Below are 19,319 nucleotides of genomic sequence, written 5' to 3' on the forward strand. Positions count from 1 at the left end.
CGGGCGACCCGGCGTCGCCGCACGGATCGCTACGGCTATCACGCGCAACCGCCACCAACGCCAACTCCTGCCTATACTGCGCCCCAGCGGGGTCATGGTCGGGGGCGGCGATGAACGCAGCGGGGCGGGAACGTGGGAGTGCGTCCGGGGCGTCGGCACGGCGCGCGCTGTCGTGGCCGGGGCGACTGCTGGCGGCCATCGCCCTGTTGGCGCTGTCGCAGGCGGCGCTGGCCGGGCTGACCGGCTGCTCGCTGGTCAACATCGGACCGGCGGCGTTCACGGGGTACCCCGGCACGGCCGTCACCTACACCTTCCGCGTCGTCGACGACGGCTCCGGCGCCTGCGGCTTCGCCTCGGGCAATGCGCAGATCACGTCCGACCCGGCCGCCAGCGCGGTGCTGATCGCGGGCGACAGCTGGACCGCCGACGTCGACGACACCGTCGACATCACCGTCGAACTGACCCCGAACGCCGGCAGCGCGACCACGACGGTGGTCTGCGACACCTGCACCACCGGCGCGACGCTGCAGTACACCTCCACCACCGTCACCGCGCGCGACTGGACGCTCACCCGGCTGTCGCCGCCGGACGGCACCAATGCCGATGCCGGCGAAGCGGTACCGCTGCAACTGCGCGTGCAGGACCACGGCTTCGATGTCAACGAGCAGCTGGTGGTGTGGCAGATCGTCGGCAATCCGAACCAGTCGAGCTTCGTCGGCGCGGGCAGCCCGAACGACACCACGGCCACGTTCACCGGCGGCGGCGGCGAAACCGAGGTCGAACTGCTGGTCGGCGCGCCCAACCCGGGACCGCAGACCATCGTGGTGCGCGCGTCGGTGGGCCTGGACGACCCGGCGACCGCCGCGTCGGTCGATTACGTGATCGTCGGCAACGACGTCTTCACCCTGGCCTCGGCCAACCCCGCGGCCGACAACCAGGCCGCCGCCGTCGGTGCGCCGCTGCCCGAGCCGTTCCGCGTGGTGGTGCATCGCAACGGCGTCGCCGACGGCAACGCCGGCACCGTGCTGTGGACCGTGTCGCCGCCCGGCGCCGTGGTGCTGAGCGCCACCAGCACGCCGGTCGACGGCGGCGGCGTGGCCACCGTCACCGGCACCGTGGGCAGCAGTCCCGGCACGTTCGCGATCACGGCCACCCATGCCGACGATCCCGGCAGCAGCATCACCTTCGTCGGCAACGCACTCGGCTACACGATCGACAAACCGGCGAGCGGCGCCGGCGACGGCCAGAGCGGGCCGCCGGGCACGCCGCTGCCCGATCCGCTGCGCGCCATCGTGACACTCGACGGCCAGCCTGGAAGCGGCATTTCCGTGACCTGGAGCGTGGCGAGCGGCGACGCTGTGCTCGCCGGGCCGAACCCGTCCCTGTCCGACAGCGTTGGTGCGGTGCAGATGCCGGTCACGCTTGGAACCGGCGGAATCTCCGTCATTCGTTCATCGATCACCGACGAACCCGGCACGTTTACCGATTTTACCGTCACCGCGACGACCGCACCGGTGCTCGCGCTGGACAAGCCGGCGAGCGAATCGGGCGACAACCAGACCGCGCCGGTCAATACGCCGCTGCCGCTTCCACTCAAGGCGCTGGCCACCGACAACGGCGTTCCGGCGGCCAACGTCACGGTGTCGTGGGTGGTGGACAGCGGCTCGGCGACGCTCAGCCACAGCGTCAAGCAGACCGGAGCCGACGGCATCGCCGGCATCACGGTCACCTTCGGTCCGACGCCCGGACCGGTCGCGATCCGCGCCACACGCGCCGACGACACCAGCGCAACCACCGTCTTCCACCTCACCGCCACGCCGGACGACACCGTGGTCTACACGCTGGCGAAACCGGCGGTCGGCTCCGGCGACGGCCAGACGGGCACGGTCGGCGAACCGCTCGCGCAGTCGCTCGTGGTGATCGCCGCCAACGACGGCCTGCCCGCGGCGGGCGTCACCGTGCAGTGGGCGGTGACCGGCGGCGAGGCCACGCTCGACGCCGCGCAGAGCGTCACAAATGCCGGCGGACGCGCCAGCATCGGCCTCACCTTCGGCGACACGCCCGGCACCGTGACGGTCACCGCCACGCGCGCCGACGCGCCGCTCGCCACGTCCACCTTCGTGCTGACCGCCGACGATGCCGTCGACGACGGCACCTATGCGCTGGACAAGCCCGCCGACTCGGGCGACGGCGCCAGCGCCGCGGCCGGCGAAAGCGTCACGCTGCGGGCGATCGTGCTGCGCAATCAGCTGCCGACCCCGTTCGAGCGCGTGGCCTGGGAGATTCGCTCCGGCGATGCACGCGCACGGCCGAGCCTCAACACCTCGGGCAGCGGCGGCATCGCCAGCACGCGCATCGAGCTCGGCGCGAACGTCGACGCACCGGTGGTGGTGCGCGCGTATCTCGTCGACCACCCCGGCAGCGCCGAGGCGATCTACACCATCAACGGCGGCGAAGGCGACGCACTCGCCATCGTCTCCGGCAATGGCCAGCAGGCGGCGCCCGGCACCGCGCTGGCGCCGCTCGTGGTGCGCTACACGCAGGCCGGCATGCCGGTCGCCGATGCGCCGGTGACGTGGCAACTGCTCGACGGCGACGCCACCCTCGGCGCCAGCCCCACGCGCACCGACAGCGACGGCCGCAGCAGTCTTGCGGTCACCCTCGGCAGCACGCGCACGCCGGTGCGCATCCGTGCGAGCGCGGGCACGGCGAGCGTCGTGTTCGCGCTCGAGGTGAGCGATGGCGGACTCAGCCTGCGCGTGGTCAGCGGCAGCCTGCAGACCGGCCCGATCCAGACGACAGCCGATTTCCCGCTGCTGGTGGAAGTGCTCGACAGCGACGGCGAACCGGTTGCCGGACAGCCGCTGCAATGGGAGATCGCCAGCGGCAAGGGCACGCTCGACAGCGAGGCCACCGTCACGGACGACGCCGGCCGCAGCCAGACGCGGCTCACCTTCGGCACGACACCGGGCCATGTGTTGGTCCTCGCCTATTTGCCGGGCCAGCGAGACGACGCGGTCGAATTCGACCTCACCGCGATCTCGCCGGGCCTGCGCATCGTGTCCGGCGACGGTCAGAGCGGCGCGGCGGGCGAACCGCTGGCGGACGACTTCGTGGTCGAACTGGACCTGGGCGCCGCCAAGGCGCTCGGCGGCGTCACCGTCACGTGGAGCGTGCTCGACGGTGGCGGCAGCATCGCCCCGGTGACCGGCACCACCGACGGCGACGGCCGCACCAGTGCACGCCTCACACTGGGACCGGCCGCCGGAACGCATCGTGTCAGTGCAAGCATCGCCGGCGGTGCGTCCGTGCAGTTCGCGGCCACGGCGGCGGCTGCGGGCGCGGGCAGCATCGAGATCGTGTCCGGCAACGGCCAGGCGCTGCCGACACAGTCGCCGTCGGCGCCGCTGCTGGTGCTGGTGCGCGACGCCGCCGGCAATCCGCTGCCCGGCGCCAGCGTCGCGTGGAGCGGCGACAACGCCGAGGTGGCGCAGGCAAGCAGCGTCACCGGCAACGACGGTCGCGCCAGCACCATCGCGCGCATCGTGTTGCCCGGCGCCGCCAGCGTGACGGCCAGCGTCGAAGGCAGCACGGTGTCCGTCACGTTCGCGATCAATGGCGGCGTCGGCAATATCGTCGGACTCACCGACCCGCAGGAGGACGTGGCCGACGCCATCGACGCGCTCTGCCCCGCCCTCGTCGGTCGCAGCGATCTGAATGCCGAACAGCTCGATCTGCGCGCGCGCTGCCTGGAGCTGGTCGACAACGCCGGCAGCGATCCCGGCGCGGTGCGCGACGCGCTCGAAGCGCTGCGGCAGGATGTCGCATTCGCCCAGTCCAACGCGGCCTACGCCGCCGTCGGCGCGCAGTTCGACAATCTCAAGGCGCGCATCGCGGCCTTGCGCAGCGGCAGCAGCGGCATGGACCTCGGCGGCCTCGCGTTCGCCACCAACAGCGGCGTGCTGCCGCTCTCGCTGCTGCCGGCGCAGGACGCGGAGAACGGCGGCGGAGACGAGGAGATCGGCGGCGATTTCAGCCGCTGGGGCTTCTTCGCCTCCGGCATCGTCGGCCGCGGCAGCCAGGACGGCGACGACGCCACGCCCGAATACGACTTCGACAGCCGCGGCCTCACTGCGGGCGTCGACTATCGCGTCAACGACCGCCTCGTGCTCGGCGCCTCGGCCGGCTGGAACAGGCAGGACACCGATCTCGCGCGCGGCCGCGGCCGCGTCGACACCACCGGCTGGAGCGTCTCCGCCTACGGCACCTGGTACCGCGACAATGCCTGGTACGTGGACGGCGTGCTCACGTTCGGCAGCAGCGACTACGATCTCGAACGTGCGATCCGCTACACCTTGCCCGCGGCGGACGGCGGCAGCACCGCGGTGGACCAGCGCGCCACCGCCGCCACCGGCGGCGATCAGACCTCGCTCGCGCTGTCGCTCGGACGCGATTTCCAGGCCGGCGCGTGGAGCATCGGGCCGTATCTGCGCGGCACGTACACCCGGGTCGATTTCGACGCCTACAGCGAACGCCTGCGCGGCGACCTGCCCGGCGCCGGACTCGGCCTGGCGGTGGATGCACGCGAGCTCGAATCGCAGACCGCCGTGCTTGGCGGCAAGGCGAGCCTGGCGATGAGCCGCGACTGGGGCATCCTCATGCCGCACGTGCAGCTCGAATGGGAGCACGAATTCCAGGACGACCCCGACAGCCTCGTCGCGCGCTTCCTGCACGATCCGACCGGCACGCCGATGGCCACGGTCGGCGAGGCCATCGACACCGACTACTACAACCTCGGTTTCGGACTCTCGGCGCTGTTCCCGGGCGGACGCTCGGCATTCCTGTATTACGAACGCCTTGTCGGCGCCTCCGGGCAGTCGCAGGACACGGTGTCGCTCGGCGTGCGGTTCGAATTCTGACCGGTGGTGCCGTCGCGCGCGTCGCGAGCGCGCCGTCACAACGCCGGGCGGCCGGACACCACGCGATTGAGCACCGAGCGCAACGCCAGCGGACGCAGCGGCTTGTGCAGCAGGGCGAGGCCGGCGGCAGCCACCGCGTCGCGCACCGCATCGCTGCGATCGGCGGTGATGACGATACCGGGACAGCGCAGCGCCAGCGCGTGGTACAGATCGACCCCGGTGTCGCCATCGTCGAGGTGATAATCGAGCAGGACCAGATCGACATCGCGCACCTCGCGCAGCGCGGCCGCGGTGTCGCCGGCGACGGCCACCTGCCAGCCCCAGCCCTGCAGCAGCTCGGCCATGGCACGCAGCACGGCGGCATCGTTGTCGACCACCAGGACACGCCCCACGCGTGCCGGCTCCGCCTCGGGTTCGGCCGGGGGCGCCTGCGGCAGTCCGGGCAACGCCCGCGGCACCTCCACCGCGAACACGCTGCCGCGGCCCGGCCAGCTGCGCAGCGTGAGCGGATGCGCGAGCAGGCGCGCGATGCGTTCGGCGATCGCAAGCCCCAGCCCCAGCCCCTGCCCGCGCGCCTCGTCGCCGCGGCGGAACTCGTCGAAGATCACGCGCCGCTCGCGCTCGTGGATGCCCGGACCGCTGTCCCACACTTCGATCGCGAGGCGCTCGCCGCGTCGCCGCACGCCGAACACGATGCGACCGCGTTCGGTGTAACGCACCGCGTTGGACAGGAAGTTCAGCAGCACGCGTCGCAGCAGCTGCGGATCGCTGTGGGCCCACAATGCAGTCGGAATCGAATGCAGCGCGATTCCGCGTTCGGCCGCCAGCACGGAAAACTCCGCCGCGAGCGAATCGAGCATCTGCGCCAGCGGAAAGTCGCGCGGCTGCGCCTGCAGGCGACCGGCGTCGAGGCGCGACATGTCGAGCAGGCCGCCGAGCAGCGCTTCGGTCGACGCGAGCGCGCCGCGGATGCTGTCGACCGAGCTGCGGTAGGTGTCGTGCTGCAGCCGCTCGTCGAGCGCATGCGTGAACAGCTGCGCGGCGTGCAGCGGCTGCAGCAGATCGTGGCTCACCGCGGCCAGGAACCGGCTCTTGGCCTGGTTGGCGCGCTCGGCCACGCGGCGCGCGTGATCGAGCTCGCGGGTGCGGTCGCCGACGCGTTGTTCGAGGGTTTCGTTCGCGCCCTTGAGATCGGCCTCGGCGCGGCGGAAATCGGTGACGTCGGTGAACGTGGCGACGAAGCCGCCGCCCGGCATCGGATTGCCGCGGATCTCGACGATGGTGCCGTCGGGAAACCTGCGTTCGGACAGATGCGCGGTGCCTGCGCGCATGTGGCCCAGACGGCGCGCGGTGGCCTCGTCCACGCAGTGGCGCGCCTCGCCGGCGAAGCCGCGCGCCAGCGCCCAGCGCGCCAGATCCTGCACCGGCCGCCCGACCTGCAGCAGTTCGGCCGGATACCCGAACAGTTCGGCATACCGGCTGTTCCACGCGACCAGGCGCAGCTCGCGATCGACCACGCTGATGCCCTGGCTCATGTTCTCCAGTGCGGCCTCGAGCAGGCGCTGGTTGAAACGCGAGGCCTGCGACGCTTCGCCGACGATGTGCGCGACGGTGTCCAGATCCGGCCCGACCTCGGTGCGCGCGGTGTCGATCAGCAGGCGCGCCGATGCGGCGCCGAGCACCGCCGCAAGATCGCGCTCGACCTGGTCCTGCAGACGCTGGTCGGCCACGGCGTCGGGCGAGGCCGCGGCGAAGATCTGCTCGACGCGTTCGCCGCGCAGAAAGCGTGCGGCAAGATCGCGCAGGCCCGCGACGTCGATGTGTCCGGCCGGCTTGGCCGGCGGCGCGTGCGTGCGGCGCAGGCTCCACAGCCACGGCACCAGCGCACCGGCGACGAGGCTCAGCACCACCGCGCGCATCAGCCGGCTCCAGCCGGACAGACCGAACATCGCATCCGGTGCCAGCCACGTCCAGCCGAACGGACCGGTGCGCAGCCACGCGGTATCGCTCCACAGCAACGGCGCGAGCGCCGGCAACAGCAGCGTCCACAGCCACATCGCCACTGCGGCGCCGAGACCGAGCAGCACCGCCCGGGGTGGGGTCTGCGGCCGCCACAACGCAAAGCCGAGCGCCGGCGCGATGGTGGCCAGCGCAGAAAACGACACCGCGCCGATGTCGGCGAGTGCATCGCTGCCGGCGATCGCGCGGCTGTAGCCCCATGCCAGCAACACCACGGCCAGGATGCCGATGCGCCGCTGCAGCAGCACCTCGCCGCGCCGGCTCGGTCCGCCCGGCTGCGCCCACGCGCCGCGCACGCGCAGCGGCGCGAGCCAGTGGTTGCCGATCATCAGGCTCAGCGACAGCGTGGCGAGGATCACCATGCCCGTCGCCGCGCTGAGCCCGCCGAGAAAGGCGAGCAGCGCGAGTCCGCCCTGCCCCTGCGACAACGGCAGCGCGAGCACGTACAGATCCGACGGTACGCCGAGTGGCGCGAGCTGCGACTGGCCCACGCGCGCCAGCGGCAGCAGCGGCAGCGCGATCAGCGCCATGTACAGCGGAAACAGCCAGCGCGCGGTGCGCAGATGTCGCTCCTCGCGCGCTTCCACCACGCCCACGTGGAACTGGTGCGGCAGCGTGAACATCGCCAGCACGCCGAGCACGATCAGCGCAGGAAATCCGTCGGCCCCGTCGGGCTGCGTCACCAGCGGCGGCGCCGGCCAGTGCGGCCCGAACACCACGAATGCGCCGAGCACCAGCATGGCCCCGAGCTTGAGCAGCGACTCCACCGCCATCGCCAGCACCAGGCCCGGATTGTGCTCGGCCGCTGCGCTGCGCGTACCGAACAGCATCGCGAACAGGGCCATCGCCAGCGCGATGTAGAGCGCGCTGTCCTGCCACGGCGACGGAGTCAGCTCGCCGCCACCGGTAAGCAAGCCGTAGCTCATCGCCACCGCCTTGAGCTGCAGCGCCACGTAGGGAATCAGCCCGAGCAGCGCGACCGCCGTGATCGCCGCGGCCAGCCACGAATTTCGGCCCAGCCGCGTGGCGATGAGATCGGCGATCGAGGTGCTGTTGTGCTCGCGCGCCATACGCACCAGCCGCAGCAGCACGCCGATGCCGAACAGGTACAGCAGCATCGTGCCGATGAACGTCGGCGGCAGCGGCCAGCCCGAGCGCGTGGCCTGCGTCACCGTGCCGTAGAACGTCCACGAGGTGCAGTACACCGCGAGCGACAGCGCGTAGACCGCGCCCCAGTGCTTCGCTAACCGCGCGCTGCGGCGCTCGCCCCACAACGCGGCGCCGAACAGCAGCCCGAGCCAGAGCAGGCCTGCGGCAACGACGACGGCGTCGCTCAGCATGCCGCTGCGTCCTGCCGGCCGTCCGTGCGGGCGACTCCGTTCCCGATTCCAACCGACGCGCCAACGCAGGCGTCCTCCTCCATTCGGACGAAGGCGCCCGCGCAGGCTTCTTCCTTCTCCCTGCGGGAGAAGGTGCCGAAGGCGGATGAGGGCGCCACGCGCGGAACTTCCGTATCGTTGCGTCGAGCAGCAAAGCCACGAGCCCGCATACCCCGGTGCGTCGGACACACCAGACGGGGCGCCCTCATCCGCCCTGCCGGGCACCTTCTCCCGACGGGAGAAGGACCGGTTCGATCAGCGTACGGGCCGGCATGCAGGCCCTCGGCTCGCACGAGGGCGCTCACAGGAGCCGTACGCCGAGCCGCGCCGCGGCGTTCGCCAGCCAGCGCAGCTGCAGGCCGTCGCGCGTGTCGTACTCGGCGCCGGAGTAACCCCACCAGTCCCAGCAGGCTTTCGGGTTCAGCGGCATGTAGGTGGCGCGTGTCTGCGGATACAGCACGACCAGATCGGCGACATCGGCCCAGCGGTTGAAGCCGCTCTCGCGCGCGAACAGATCGCCGATCGAGCCGATGTCCTGCTCGCAACCTTGGAAGGCGATCAGCAGTCCGCAGCGCCCGGGCTCGCCACACTGCGACGGGATGTAGACAAGGCCCGTGTCGGCGAGAAATGCGTCGGCGCCGCCGGGCAGGAACGCGTTCTGGTCGAACGGTGTGGGCGCGCCGCGCGCCTGGTCCGGAGCGGCGACAGGCGGCGTTACGAACAAGGCCGCGACGATGTCGCCGGCCAGATCCAGCCCGCAGCGTCCGATGTACGGCGCCGCCGTCGTGCCGCAGTCGCCGCCGGCATCGCGCGTGGGCCACACGTGGGCGAAGCTGCCTTCGACAAAGGCCAGCGTCATTGCCGGCGAAAACGACTGTCCCGCCGCGTGCTCCAGGGCCGGATACAGATCATGCGCCGCACGCGTGACAGCCGCCGCGACCAGCGCATCGGACGCGCCGCGCGTCACGAGCACGCGGTCGCCGGCAAGCCCCTCCAACGGCGCGATGCGGCCGGCATCGGCCAGCGCGCGCGCACGTGCGGCGAGTGCCGGCGCGCTCGGACCCTGCGGCGCACCCTTGATGCAGCGCGAGAGTGCGAAATCGAGCGAATTCTCGGCGCAACCGGCCGGACTCCCGGCCACCAGCGCGGCACCACCGATCCGGTCCGAGTACGCCAGGTGCACCTGCTGCGCCATCGTCGCGCCGGACGAGATGCCCGCGACGGCGACACGCGTCGGATCGAGCGTCAGCGCCTGCAGCGGCGGCGCCGCGTCATCGCCGCAACCGGCCAGAAGCAGCACCGCCAGCATCGTCGACCATCCCGCAGTGCGCATTCCGTTCCCTCTCGTGCCATCACCGCGACGCGCAAGGTCGCGCCTGCTCGTGTGGTTGATCCCGCCGAACGCTCGTCCCGCGCGCACCGGCTACATTGCCACCGACACGCTCCCCTCACCAGCCCGTGCCGCACGACCCGCACAGCCAGGCTCGTGAAGCGGCGATGGATCGGTTCCAGTGCTTCGAGGCGCGACCGCACCCGCACGGGGATGGCCGGCAACGTCGTCAAAAAAACGGGCCGCTCGCGCGGCCCGTGCAAGTGCAGCAGACGTCGGACACTCAGAAGTCGTAACGCACCGACAGCGAATACTGGCGCGGCGCGCCGTAGAAGCCGGTCAGCACGCCGAGCGATGCGATGTTGTAACCCGAGGTGCGGTATTCCTTGTCGGTGAGGTTGGTGCCCTGCAACAGCACCGTCCACGGACCGCCGCTGCGCCAGGTGATGCCGGCGTTGACCAGGCCGTACGGATCCTGCGTGATCGCAGGGCTGAGGTCCGTGGTCGGAATGATCTTGCTCTGGTAGCTGTAGCCGGCGTGCAGCAGCAGTTCGCCTTCGTTCGCCAGCTGCACGGTGTAGTCCGCGTTCACGGCGCCGGAGAACGACGGTGCGTTGGTGAAGCGCTGCGCATCGGCCACGTTGACGCCGGAGGTGATGAATTCGTCGTATTCGGCGTTGAGCGTCGCCACGTTGCCGCTCAGGCGGAAGGCGTCGGTGACGAGGAACTGCGCCTCGAGTTCGTAGCCTTCGATCGTGCCCGCGCCGGCGTTGGTGAAGTCGCCGAAGAACGCATCGTCGATGCCGTCGCCGTTCGAGTCGAACGAGGTGAACACCGAGAGCTGGATGTCCTTGTAGTCGTTGTTGAAGTACGCCGCGTTGAGGAACAGGCGCTGATCGAGGAAGGCCATCTTGGCGCCGACCTCGTAGCTTGTGACCTTCTCGTCGTCGAACGGCAGGCGCGAATTCGGGAACTGCGTGGCCTGCGCACGGATGTTGAAGCCGCCGGACTTGAAGCCGCGCGAGGCCGACGCGTAGAGCAGCACGTTGTCGGTCAGATCGAAGTCGAGCACCAGCTTGGGCGAGAAGTTTTCGAAGGTCTTCGAATCTTCGAAATCGGCCGCGATCGGCGTGGGGTTGGTCGCGGTGCACGCCGCGGCCAGCGTGTCGAAGGCGGCGCTGGTGTAGCAGCGGTTGAGCACGTCGGCGGACTTCTTTTCGCTCGTGTAGCGCAGGCCGCCGTTGAGCGACCAGCGCTCGGCGAAGTCCCAGGTCCAGTCGCCGTAGACCGCCCACGATTCGGTATCGACATCGCCCTGCGTGTCGCCGAAGCTCAGGTTGAAGAAGTTGTTGAGCACCTGCCCGCCGGCGCGGCCGTCGAAGAAGTACACGCCGAACACGCCGCGCATGTCGCCGCCGTCGTCGTAGTTGGCCTGGAATTCCTGGCTGAGGTTCTCGTCGTCGTAGAACGCCTTCACGTCGGCGATCTTCAGCGGCAGCGTGTCGAAATCGATGTTGGTCTCGGTTTCCGACTGGCGCCAGCCGGTGATCGATTTCACCACCCACGCATCGCCGACGATCCACGTGGCGGTCATCGACGCGCCGTTCATCGTGGTGTCGTTGATGTTCGGCATGCCGTTGCGCACGTCGTAGCGGTCGTCCAGCGGCAGATAGTCGGCGGCGGGCACCAGCGCGTTGGTGTTCGGCGCGAGCATCTTGGCGCCGCGCACGCCGGAGTTGTCGTCGACGAAGTCGTAGGTGAATTCGATGTCGAAGGAATCGCTCGGAAACAGGCCGAACGCCACGCGCACCGCATCGGTGTTCTGGTCGCTGACGTCCTCGCCGGTGACGATGTTCCTGCCGAAGCCGTCGCGATTGAGCGTGGCACCGCTGACGCGGAAGCGCGCCACGTCGTTCAGCGCGCCGCCGATGGCGCCCTTGAAGTCGGCCCGGCCGTAGTTGCCCGCGGTGAGCTGGCCGTACCCTTCGAGTTCGGTCGGCAGATCGCGCGAGATGTACTTGATCGCGCCGCCGACGGTGTTCTTGCCGTACAGCGTGCCCTGCGGACCGCGCAGCACTTCGATGCGCTGCACGTCGAACACGTCGAGCAGCGCGCCCTGCGGACGCGCGATGTAGACGTCGTCGAGGTACATGCCCACGCCCGGATCCACGCCCCACAGCGGATCGGCCTGGCCGACGCCGCGGATGAAGGCGGTGATCGTGGTGTTGGAGCCGCGCGCGGCGTAGATGGTGAAGTTCGGCACCTGCGCATCGAGGTCGGCGAGGTCGCTGACGTTGAGCCGATCGAGGGCGTCGGGCGTGAAGGCGGTGACGGCGATCGGCACGTCCTGCAGCGTCTCCTCGCGTTTGCGCGCCGTGACTGTCATCGAGCCGAGCGTGGTGGCTTCGTCGCTGGTGGGCGCATCCGGATCGGGGGAGCCGGCGTCCTGCGCCGTGGCCGCGAGCGGCAGCGCCAGGACCAGCCCGATGGCGAGACTCAGATGCGAACGTTTCATGTTTCCCCTCGACGTGGATGTGTGGACACGGTGCCGGTCGGATCGCCGGATACGGTCACGTTAAGACTTCGCTAAGGGTGACGAACTTGTACCTTCGTACAGTGGGCCGATCCGCGGGCGGTCCCGACACTGGCGACCGTGTCTGGAAACGCAAGGCGAGTGCGTGCGTTCCGCATGCCCGCCGTCGTTCCCGAGGAAATCCGCCGCATGTCGTTCCTGATCGTCCTGGCCGCGCTCTGTTTCCTGATGTTCGTGGCCTACCGCGGCTACAGCGTGATCCTGTTCGCGCCGGTGGCGGCGCTCGGCGCGGTGCTGCTGACCGATCCGAGCCTGGTCGCGCCGATGTTCACCGGCCTGTTCATGGACAAGATGGTCGGGTTCCTCAAGCTGTATTTTCCGGTGTTCCTGCTCGGCGCGGTCTTCGGCAAGCTGATCGAGATCTCGGGCTTCTCCAAGTCCATCGTCGCGGCGACGCTCCGCGTGTTCGGCCCGGAACGGGCGATGCTGTCGATCGTCACCGTCTGCGCGCTGCTGACCTACGGCGGCGTGTCGCTGTTTGTCGTCGTGTTCGCGGTGTATCCGTTCGCGGCCGAACTCTTCCGTCAGAACGACATCCCCAAGCGCCTGATCCCGGGCACCATCGCGCTCGGTGCGTTCACTTTCACGATGGATGCGCTGCCGGGCACGCCGCAGATCCAGAACATCATCCCGACCGCGTTTTTCGGCACCAACACCTGGGCGGCGCCGTGGCTCGGGACCATCGGCGGCATCTTCATCCTGACGCTGGGGCTTGCATACCTGCAGTGGCGTCGCCGTGCCGCGCTCGCAAAGGGCGAAGGCTACGGCGACAACCTGCTCAACGAACCCGAACCGTTCCGCGGCACGCGCCTGCCGCATCCGGCCGTGGCGCTGCTGCCGCTGGTGCTGGTGGGCGTGGCGAACAAGGTCTTTACCGTGCTGATTCCGCAGTGGTACGGCGCCACGCACGAGTTCGTGCCGGCGGTGATGGGCAACGCCGCGCCGGTGGTGCAGGAGGTGCCGAAAATCGCCGCGATCTGGGCCGTGGAAGGCGCCCTGCTGGTCGGCATCGCGACGGTGCTGGTGTTCGCGTGGCGCAGCGTCGCGGCGCTGTTTGCCGAAGGCACCAAGGCGGCCGTCGGCGGCTCGCTGCTGGCCTCGATGAACACGGCGAGCGAATACGGCTTCGGGGCCGTGATCGCCGCCCTGCCCGGCTTTCTCGTCGTTGCCAATGCACTCGGCTCGATCCCCGATCCGCTGATCAACGAAGCCATCACGGTGACGGCGCTGGCCGGCATCACGGGCTCCGCGTCCGGCGGCATGAGCATCGCGCTCGCGGCGATGTCGGAGACCTTCATCGCCAACGCGAATGCGGCCGGCATTCCGATGGAGGTGCTGCACCGCGTCGCCTCGATGGCGTCCGGCGGCATGGACACGCTGCCGCACAACGGCGCGGTGATCACGCTGCTGGCCGTGACCGGGCTGACGCACCGTCAGGCATACGGCGACATCTTCGCGATCACCGTGATCAAGACGCTGGCGGTGTTCCTGATCATCGGCGTGTTCTACGCGTTCGGGATCGTCTGACGCGGCGCGCGCCTCAGGGTTTGGGAATGCGCAGCGTCTTGCTGATCATCAGCGAACCCGACAACGCAAACATCAGCACCAGCGGATGCAGCTGCCACGGGCCGAGCTGCCACACCCCGAACCAGAGGCGCTCGCCGAGCGCGCCCTGCCAGGCCGCGACCGCGAGCACCACGACCAGCGCGAGGCTGGTCGGAATCGGTGTGCCCTCGAAGTACTTCACCTTGCCCTCGTCGCCGCTCATCGCCTCGGCGGTGACGTTGTAGCGTGCAAGCCGGCTCACGCCGCAGCCGACGAAGTACGAAAGGAATAACCAGTCCCAGCCACCCTGCAGTCCGCAGGCGTAGCCGAGCGCCGCCGGCGCGACGCCGAACGAGATCACGTCGGCGAGCGAATCGAGTTCGCGCCCGAGCAGCGACTGCGTCTGCCGCCAGCGCGCGACGCGCCCGTCGAGCGCGTCGAGGACGAAGGCGAGCGGGATCAGTGCCATGCCGATCAGCAGATCGTTGACGCGGCCGTCCTGCAGGAAGCGCATCGCGGCGAAGATGGCGCCGGTGCCGCAGAAGGCGTTGCCGAGCGTGATCCAGTCCGCGAGGTGGAACTGGCGGATCATGTTGAAGTGGGGCTTGCGGGGCATGGGGGTCTCCCTCTTGTTCGTGTCTGCATCGTCGCCGCTGGCGTGCAGGTGCGCAACGGGGCGGCGGCGTGCATTGGCTTGGCACTCAGGCCCGTCGTGCATCGTGCGGACACGAGAGGCCGGCGACATGCGGTTTGCATTCGGTGGTCAGAGCTTGCGACGTGGGCGTAGCGCTCATCCCTCATCCGCCTGCCGGCACCTTCTCCCGTCGGGAGAAGGAATCACCACGTGACGCTGCGAAAGTGTCGCTGTGCGGGAGTTTCGTCCTGCCGAGCAAAGTATTCCCACCTGCATAAAGGGTACGGCGAAGGGAATCCTTCTCCCGGCGGGAGAAGGTGCCGGCAGGCGGATGAGGGACGAGCCTCCCACGCCAACAGGGCATGTCAACCACAAGAAACAAGCTTCGCAAAACGACAAAGGCGAGCCGAAGCCCGCCTTTGCCTTGCACCGAAATCGATTGCAGCGTGGGATCAACCCTGCGCCGCAGCCTCGTCTTCCAGCACCGCCTTGATCGACAGGCGGATGCGACCCTGCTTGTCGACTTCCAGCACCTTGACGCGCACCGTGTCGCCTTCCTTGAGCTTGTCGGACACCTTCTCGACACGCTCGTTGGAGATCTGCGACACATGCACGAGGCCATCCTTGCCCGGCGCAATGGTGACGAACGCACCGAAGTCCATCAGCTTGGCGACCTTGCCTTCGTAGACGCGACCCGGCTCGACATCGCTCGTGATCTGCTCGATACGCGCCTTCGCGGCCTGCGCGGCGGCGGCGTTGACCGAGGCAATGACGATGGTGCCGTCGTCCTGGATGTCGATCTGGGTGCCGGTTTCCTTGGTGATGGCCTGGATGGTGGAGCCACCCTTGCCGATCACTTCGCGGATCTTGTCCGGGTGGATCTTGATCGTGAGCAGGCGCGGCGCGTAGTCGGACAGGTCCGCACGCGGGGCGCTCATGGCCTTGGCCATTTCGCCGAGGATGTGCAGACGGCCGGCCTTCGCCTGCGTCAGCGCCACCTTCATGATTTCCTCGGTGATGCCTTCGATCTTGATGTCCATCTGCAGCGCGGACACGCCGGTGGCGGAACCGGCCACCTTGAAGTCCATGTCGCCGAGGTGATCTTCGTCGCCGAGGATGTCGGACAGCACGACGAACCGGTCGCCTTCCTTCACCAGGCCCATCGCGATGCCGGCGACCGGCGCCGTCAGCGGGATGCCGGCGTCCATCATGGCGAGCGAGGAACCGCACACCGACGCCATCGACGACGAACCGTTCGATTCGGTGATTTCCGACACCACGCGGATCGTGTACGGGAAGTCTTCCATCTTCGGCATCACCGCCTGCACGCCGCGGCGCGCGAGACGGCCGTGGCCGATCTCACGCCGCTTCGGACCCATCATGCGGCCCGCTTCGCCCACCGAATAGGGAGGGAAGTTGTAGTGGAACAGGAAGTGGTCCTTCGACTCGCCCTCGACCGCGTCGATGACCTGGCCGTCACGCGTGGTGCCGAGCGTGGTGACCACCAGCGCCTGCGTCTCGCCGCGCGTGAACAGCGCCGAGCCGTGGGTGCGCGGCAGCACGCCGACGCGCACATCGATGTTGCGCACGGTGTCGAGCGCACGGCCGTCGATGCGGACCTTGGTGTCGAGCACGCTCTGGCGCAGCGTGTTGTATTCGAACTCGCCGAACTCGGCGGACAGATCCGCCGGCAGCCAGCCGTTGGCGTCCGCGTCAGCCTTCAGGCCGGCGAGGATTTCCTTCTTGAGCGCGGAGATCGCGTCGCGACGCGCGAGCTTTTCGCGGATCGCGAAGGCGCTGGTGAGCCTGTCGCCGATGGCGTTCTTCAGCGCCGAGACCATGGCCTCGTTCTTCGCCGGCGGCTGCCAGTTCCACGCCGGGCGCGGGCCGGCTTCGGCGGCGAATTCGTTGATGGCGTTGATCGCGGCCTGCATCTCGCGGTGACCGAAGGTGACCGCGCCGAGCATCACCTCTTCCGACAGCAGCTTGGCTTCCGATTCCACCATCAGCACGGCCTTCGCGGTGCCGGCGACGACGAGGTTGAGGTCGGAGGTCTTGAGCTCGGTGGCGGTCGGATTCAGGATGTACTGGCCGTTCGCGTAACCGACCTTGGCCGCGCCGATCGGCCCGTTGAACGGAATGCCCGACAGCGCGAGCGCCGCCGAGGTGCCGATCAGCGCCGGGATGTCGCCTTCCACTTCCGGGTTCAGCGAGATGACGGTCGCGATGACCTGCACTTCGTTGCGGAAGCCTTCCGGAAACAGCGGACGGATCGGACGATCGATGAGACGCGAGTTCAGCGTCTCGCGCTCGGTCTGGCGGCCTTCACGCTTGAAGAAGCCACCGGGGATGCGGCCACCGGCGTAGAACTTTTCCTGGTAGTCGACGGTGAGGGGGAAGAAATCCATGCCCTCCTTCGCCGACTTGTTGCCCACCACGGACACCAGCACCACGGTGTCCGACATCTTCACGATGACGGCACCGCTGGCCTGACGGGCGATTTCACCCGTTTCCAGGGTGACCTGGTGATTTCCGTACTGGAAGGTCTTGGTTACTTTCGCCACGTTGAGTTGTCCTTTTGCCGATTAGCGACGGATGCCGAGGCGCTCGATCAGCGTCTTGTAGCGTTCGATGTCCTTGCCCTTGAGGTAGGCAAGCAGGCGGCGACGCTGGTTGACCAGCATCAGCAGGCCACGGCGACCGTGGTGGTCCTGCTTGTGGATCTTGAAGTGTTCGGTGAGGTGCTCGATGCGGCCGGAGAGCAGCGCGATCTGGACTTCCGGCGAGCCGGTGTCGGTGGGCGCGCGCTTGAAATCCTCGATGATCTTCTGGGTGTCGATTGCCATGGTGTTGCCTCGATGATGCGTGGCCCGCAGGAACGTCGTGGAGCGCGATGGAGCGCGCAGGACGCACCGCGTGGCCCGCCGGTGGGTGGAGCGGAAGGAGTAAGTGCTTGGGAAAGCCGCGGAATTGTAGCCGAGACGAGGGGTTGGCGACAACCGACGCGGCAAGCGGTGCGTCCGCGCCCGCCGGCACGCTGCGCGGGCGATCGCACCGGCACGCCGGCCCGTCGCCCGGATCCCTCGGCCGGCGAGCGCACTTCGTTTCGCCGCATTGCGTGCGCCGATCGGGCATCGCAACGCGTCACCCGAGCCGGCGACACGCGCCTGCCTCCCGCAGGCCCGCCTTGCGGAGAGTTCCGACGATGCACCCGATCCAGCGTCTTGCCGCGCTCGCATTCGCCCTGCTGCTTGCCGCCGCACCCGCGATCCGGGCCCAGGCCGGCGGCACGCTCCTCGCCGACGGGTTCGAGTCGGGCCCGGGGGTGGCGCGCACGGCCGCCGACGCCAGCCGCTTCCTGCAACAGGCGACCTTCGGCGCGACCGAGGCCGACATCGCGGCCCTGCAGGGACAGCGCTACGCCGACTGGATCGACGCACAGCTCGCGCTGCCGATGACCCCGGTGCTGGACTACATGAAGGTGCACGACGAGTCGCCGGCCGATCCGGCCATCGATTTCTGGGTGTTCACCCAGGCCTGGTTCGACAATGCGCTGTCGGCACCGGACCAGCTGCGCCAGCGCGTCGCGTTCGCCCTGAGCCAGATCCTGGTGGTGTCCGAGCGCGGCAACAACCTCGCCAACGATGGCCTGGTGCTCGGCGCGTACTACGACATCCTGCTGCGCAACGGCCTGGGCAATTACCGCGATCTGCTCCAGGACGTGACGCTGAGCCCGGCGATGGGCCGCTTCCTGAGCATGTACCGCAACCGCAAGCCAGACCCAGCCAACAACATCCGGCCGGACGAGAACTTCGCACGCGAAGTGCTGCAGCTGTTTTCGCTGGGCCTGGTGAAGCTCAACCGCGACGGCACGCCCCTCATCGTGGGCGGCGACACGGTGCCGACCTACGACGAGCAGGTGGTGCGCGGCTTCGCGCACGTGTTCACCGGCTGGGGCTGCGAGGGCTTCGAATTCGAGAACGCGCAGGCAACCTGCAGCACCGAGGCGCCGATGCGGGCCTTCGAGGCCTACCACGACCGCAGCGAAAAGCATCTGTTCGACGGCATCGTCCTGCCCGCGAACCGCGACGCCGCGGTCGATCTGGACGCCGCGCTCGACGCGATTTTCGCGCATCCCAATCTCGCGCCGTTCGTGAGCCGGCAGCTGATCCAGCGGCTGGTCACGAGCAACCCGTCGCCGCAATACATCGACCGTGTCGCCGCCGTGTTCGAGAACGACGGCAACGGCGAGCGCGGCAACCTGGCCGCGGTGGTGCGCGCTATCCTGCTCGACGACGAAGCGCGCCTCGGCCACGTCCGCAACGCCGCGACCTTCGGCAAGGTGCGCGAACCGCTGCTGCGGCTGACCCAAGTGTGGCGCGGGCTCGATGTGTCCTGGCTCCAGGACCGCATGTTCCCGGACGACATCGACATCCATCTGCGCTACAACCAGTCGCCGCTGGCGGCGCCGTCGGTGTTCAACTTCTTCTCGCCGTCCTACACGCCCGGCGGCGCGCTCGGCGAACAGGGCCTGGTCGCGCCCGAGCTGCAGGCAATCACCGACACGTTTGCGATCGCGCTCACCAACGACCAGTGGGGCCGCATCTTCTGGCAGTGCCACGGCTGCTACATGAACGCGCAGCAGTATCCGGGCGTACGCGAGACCCAGCTCGACAGCTGGCGCGCCTCGATCGCGGACGGCGGCAACGCCGCCATCGACGCCATGATCGAACGCGCCAACGTGCTGTTCCTCGGCGGCGGGATGTCGCCCGCGCTGCGCAGCCGGGTGCGTGCGCGCGTGCTCGAAATCCCGGCGGACGATCCGATGCTGCGCGTGCAGAACGCGCTGTACCTGATTGCCGCCTCTCCCGAATTCGCCGTGCAGCGCTGAGGAACACCT

At 69.1% G+C, this 19,319-nt stretch carries 9 protein-coding genes; 3 read left to right on the top strand and 6 right to left on the bottom strand.

The window, feature by feature from the left end; translation table 11 throughout:
- Positions 1-206 precede the first annotated feature (206 nt).
- Entirely contained in the window at positions 207-4,919 is a 4,713-nt protein-coding gene (locus HNQ52_RS01675) for an autotransporter domain-containing protein (RefSeq protein WP_183959148.1), read from the top strand.
- Between the two features lie 35 nt (positions 4,920-4,954).
- Here the strand turns inward: HNQ52_RS01675 and HNQ52_RS01680 are convergent, their stop codons facing one another.
- From HNQ52_RS01680 to HNQ52_RS01690, 3 genes are all read right to left on the bottom strand, one after another.
- Positions 4,955-8,278, bottom strand: coding sequence for a hybrid sensor histidine kinase/response regulator (locus HNQ52_RS01680; RefSeq protein WP_183959150.1), 3,324 nt, complete (start codon positions 8,276-8,278; stop codon positions 4,955-4,957).
- Positions 8,279-8,618: 340 nt separating this feature from the next.
- Positions 8,619-9,650: an alpha/beta hydrolase family protein gene (locus HNQ52_RS01685; RefSeq protein ID WP_183959152.1), complete on the bottom strand. Its 1,032-nt coding sequence runs from the start codon at positions 9,648-9,650 to the stop codon at positions 8,619-8,621.
- Between the two features lie 280 nt (positions 9,651-9,930).
- Positions 9,931-12,162 carry a TonB-dependent receptor gene (locus HNQ52_RS01690; protein ID WP_183959154.1) on the bottom strand — a complete coding sequence of 744 codons (2,232 nt, stop codon included), beginning with the start codon at positions 12,160-12,162 and terminating at the stop codon, positions 9,931-9,933.
- Positions 12,163-12,369: 207 nt separating this feature from the next.
- Between HNQ52_RS01690 and HNQ52_RS01695 the strand changes: the two genes are divergently transcribed.
- The gene (locus HNQ52_RS01695; RefSeq protein ID WP_183959156.1) at positions 12,370-13,767 is read left to right on the top strand and encodes a GntP family permease; all 1,398 of its coding nucleotides are present in this window, start codon (positions 12,370-12,372) and stop codon (positions 13,765-13,767) included.
- Positions 13,768-13,780: 13 nt separating this feature from the next.
- Here HNQ52_RS01695 and HNQ52_RS01700 read toward each other — a convergent pair whose 3' ends face one another.
- The 3 genes from HNQ52_RS01700 to rpsO all read right to left on the bottom strand — a co-directional run bounded on the left by HNQ52_RS01700 (position 13,781) and on the right by rpsO (position 17,265).
- Entirely contained in the window at positions 13,781-14,401 is a 621-nt protein-coding gene (locus HNQ52_RS01700) for a CDP-alcohol phosphatidyltransferase family protein (RefSeq protein WP_183959158.1), read from the bottom strand.
- Between the two features lie 470 nt (positions 14,402-14,871).
- On the bottom strand, positions 14,872-16,983 hold the full coding sequence (pnp, locus tag HNQ52_RS01705; protein WP_183959160.1) for a polyribonucleotide nucleotidyltransferase: 2,112 nt from the start codon (positions 16,981-16,983) through the stop codon (positions 14,872-14,874).
- Positions 16,984-17,004: 21 nt separating this feature from the next.
- Complete coding sequence (gene rpsO / locus HNQ52_RS01710) at positions 17,005-17,265, bottom strand: 30S ribosomal protein S15 (RefSeq protein ID WP_183959162.1); 261 nt, start codon at positions 17,263-17,265, stop codon at positions 17,005-17,007.
- A gap of 359 nt (positions 17,266-17,624) precedes the next feature.
- On the opposite strand from rpsO, the gene HNQ52_RS01715 reads away from it, so the two are divergent.
- Positions 17,625-19,310 carry a DUF1800 domain-containing protein gene (locus HNQ52_RS01715; protein ID WP_183959164.1) on the top strand — a complete coding sequence of 562 codons (1,686 nt, stop codon included), beginning with the start codon at positions 17,625-17,627 and terminating at the stop codon, positions 19,308-19,310.
- The last annotated feature ends 9 nt before the right edge of the window (positions 19,311-19,319 follow it).

It is taken from the genome of Chiayiivirga flava (assembly GCF_014202825.1).
GTDB classification, from domain to species: Bacteria; Pseudomonadota; Gammaproteobacteria; order Xanthomonadales; family Xanthomonadaceae; genus Chiayiivirga; species Chiayiivirga flava.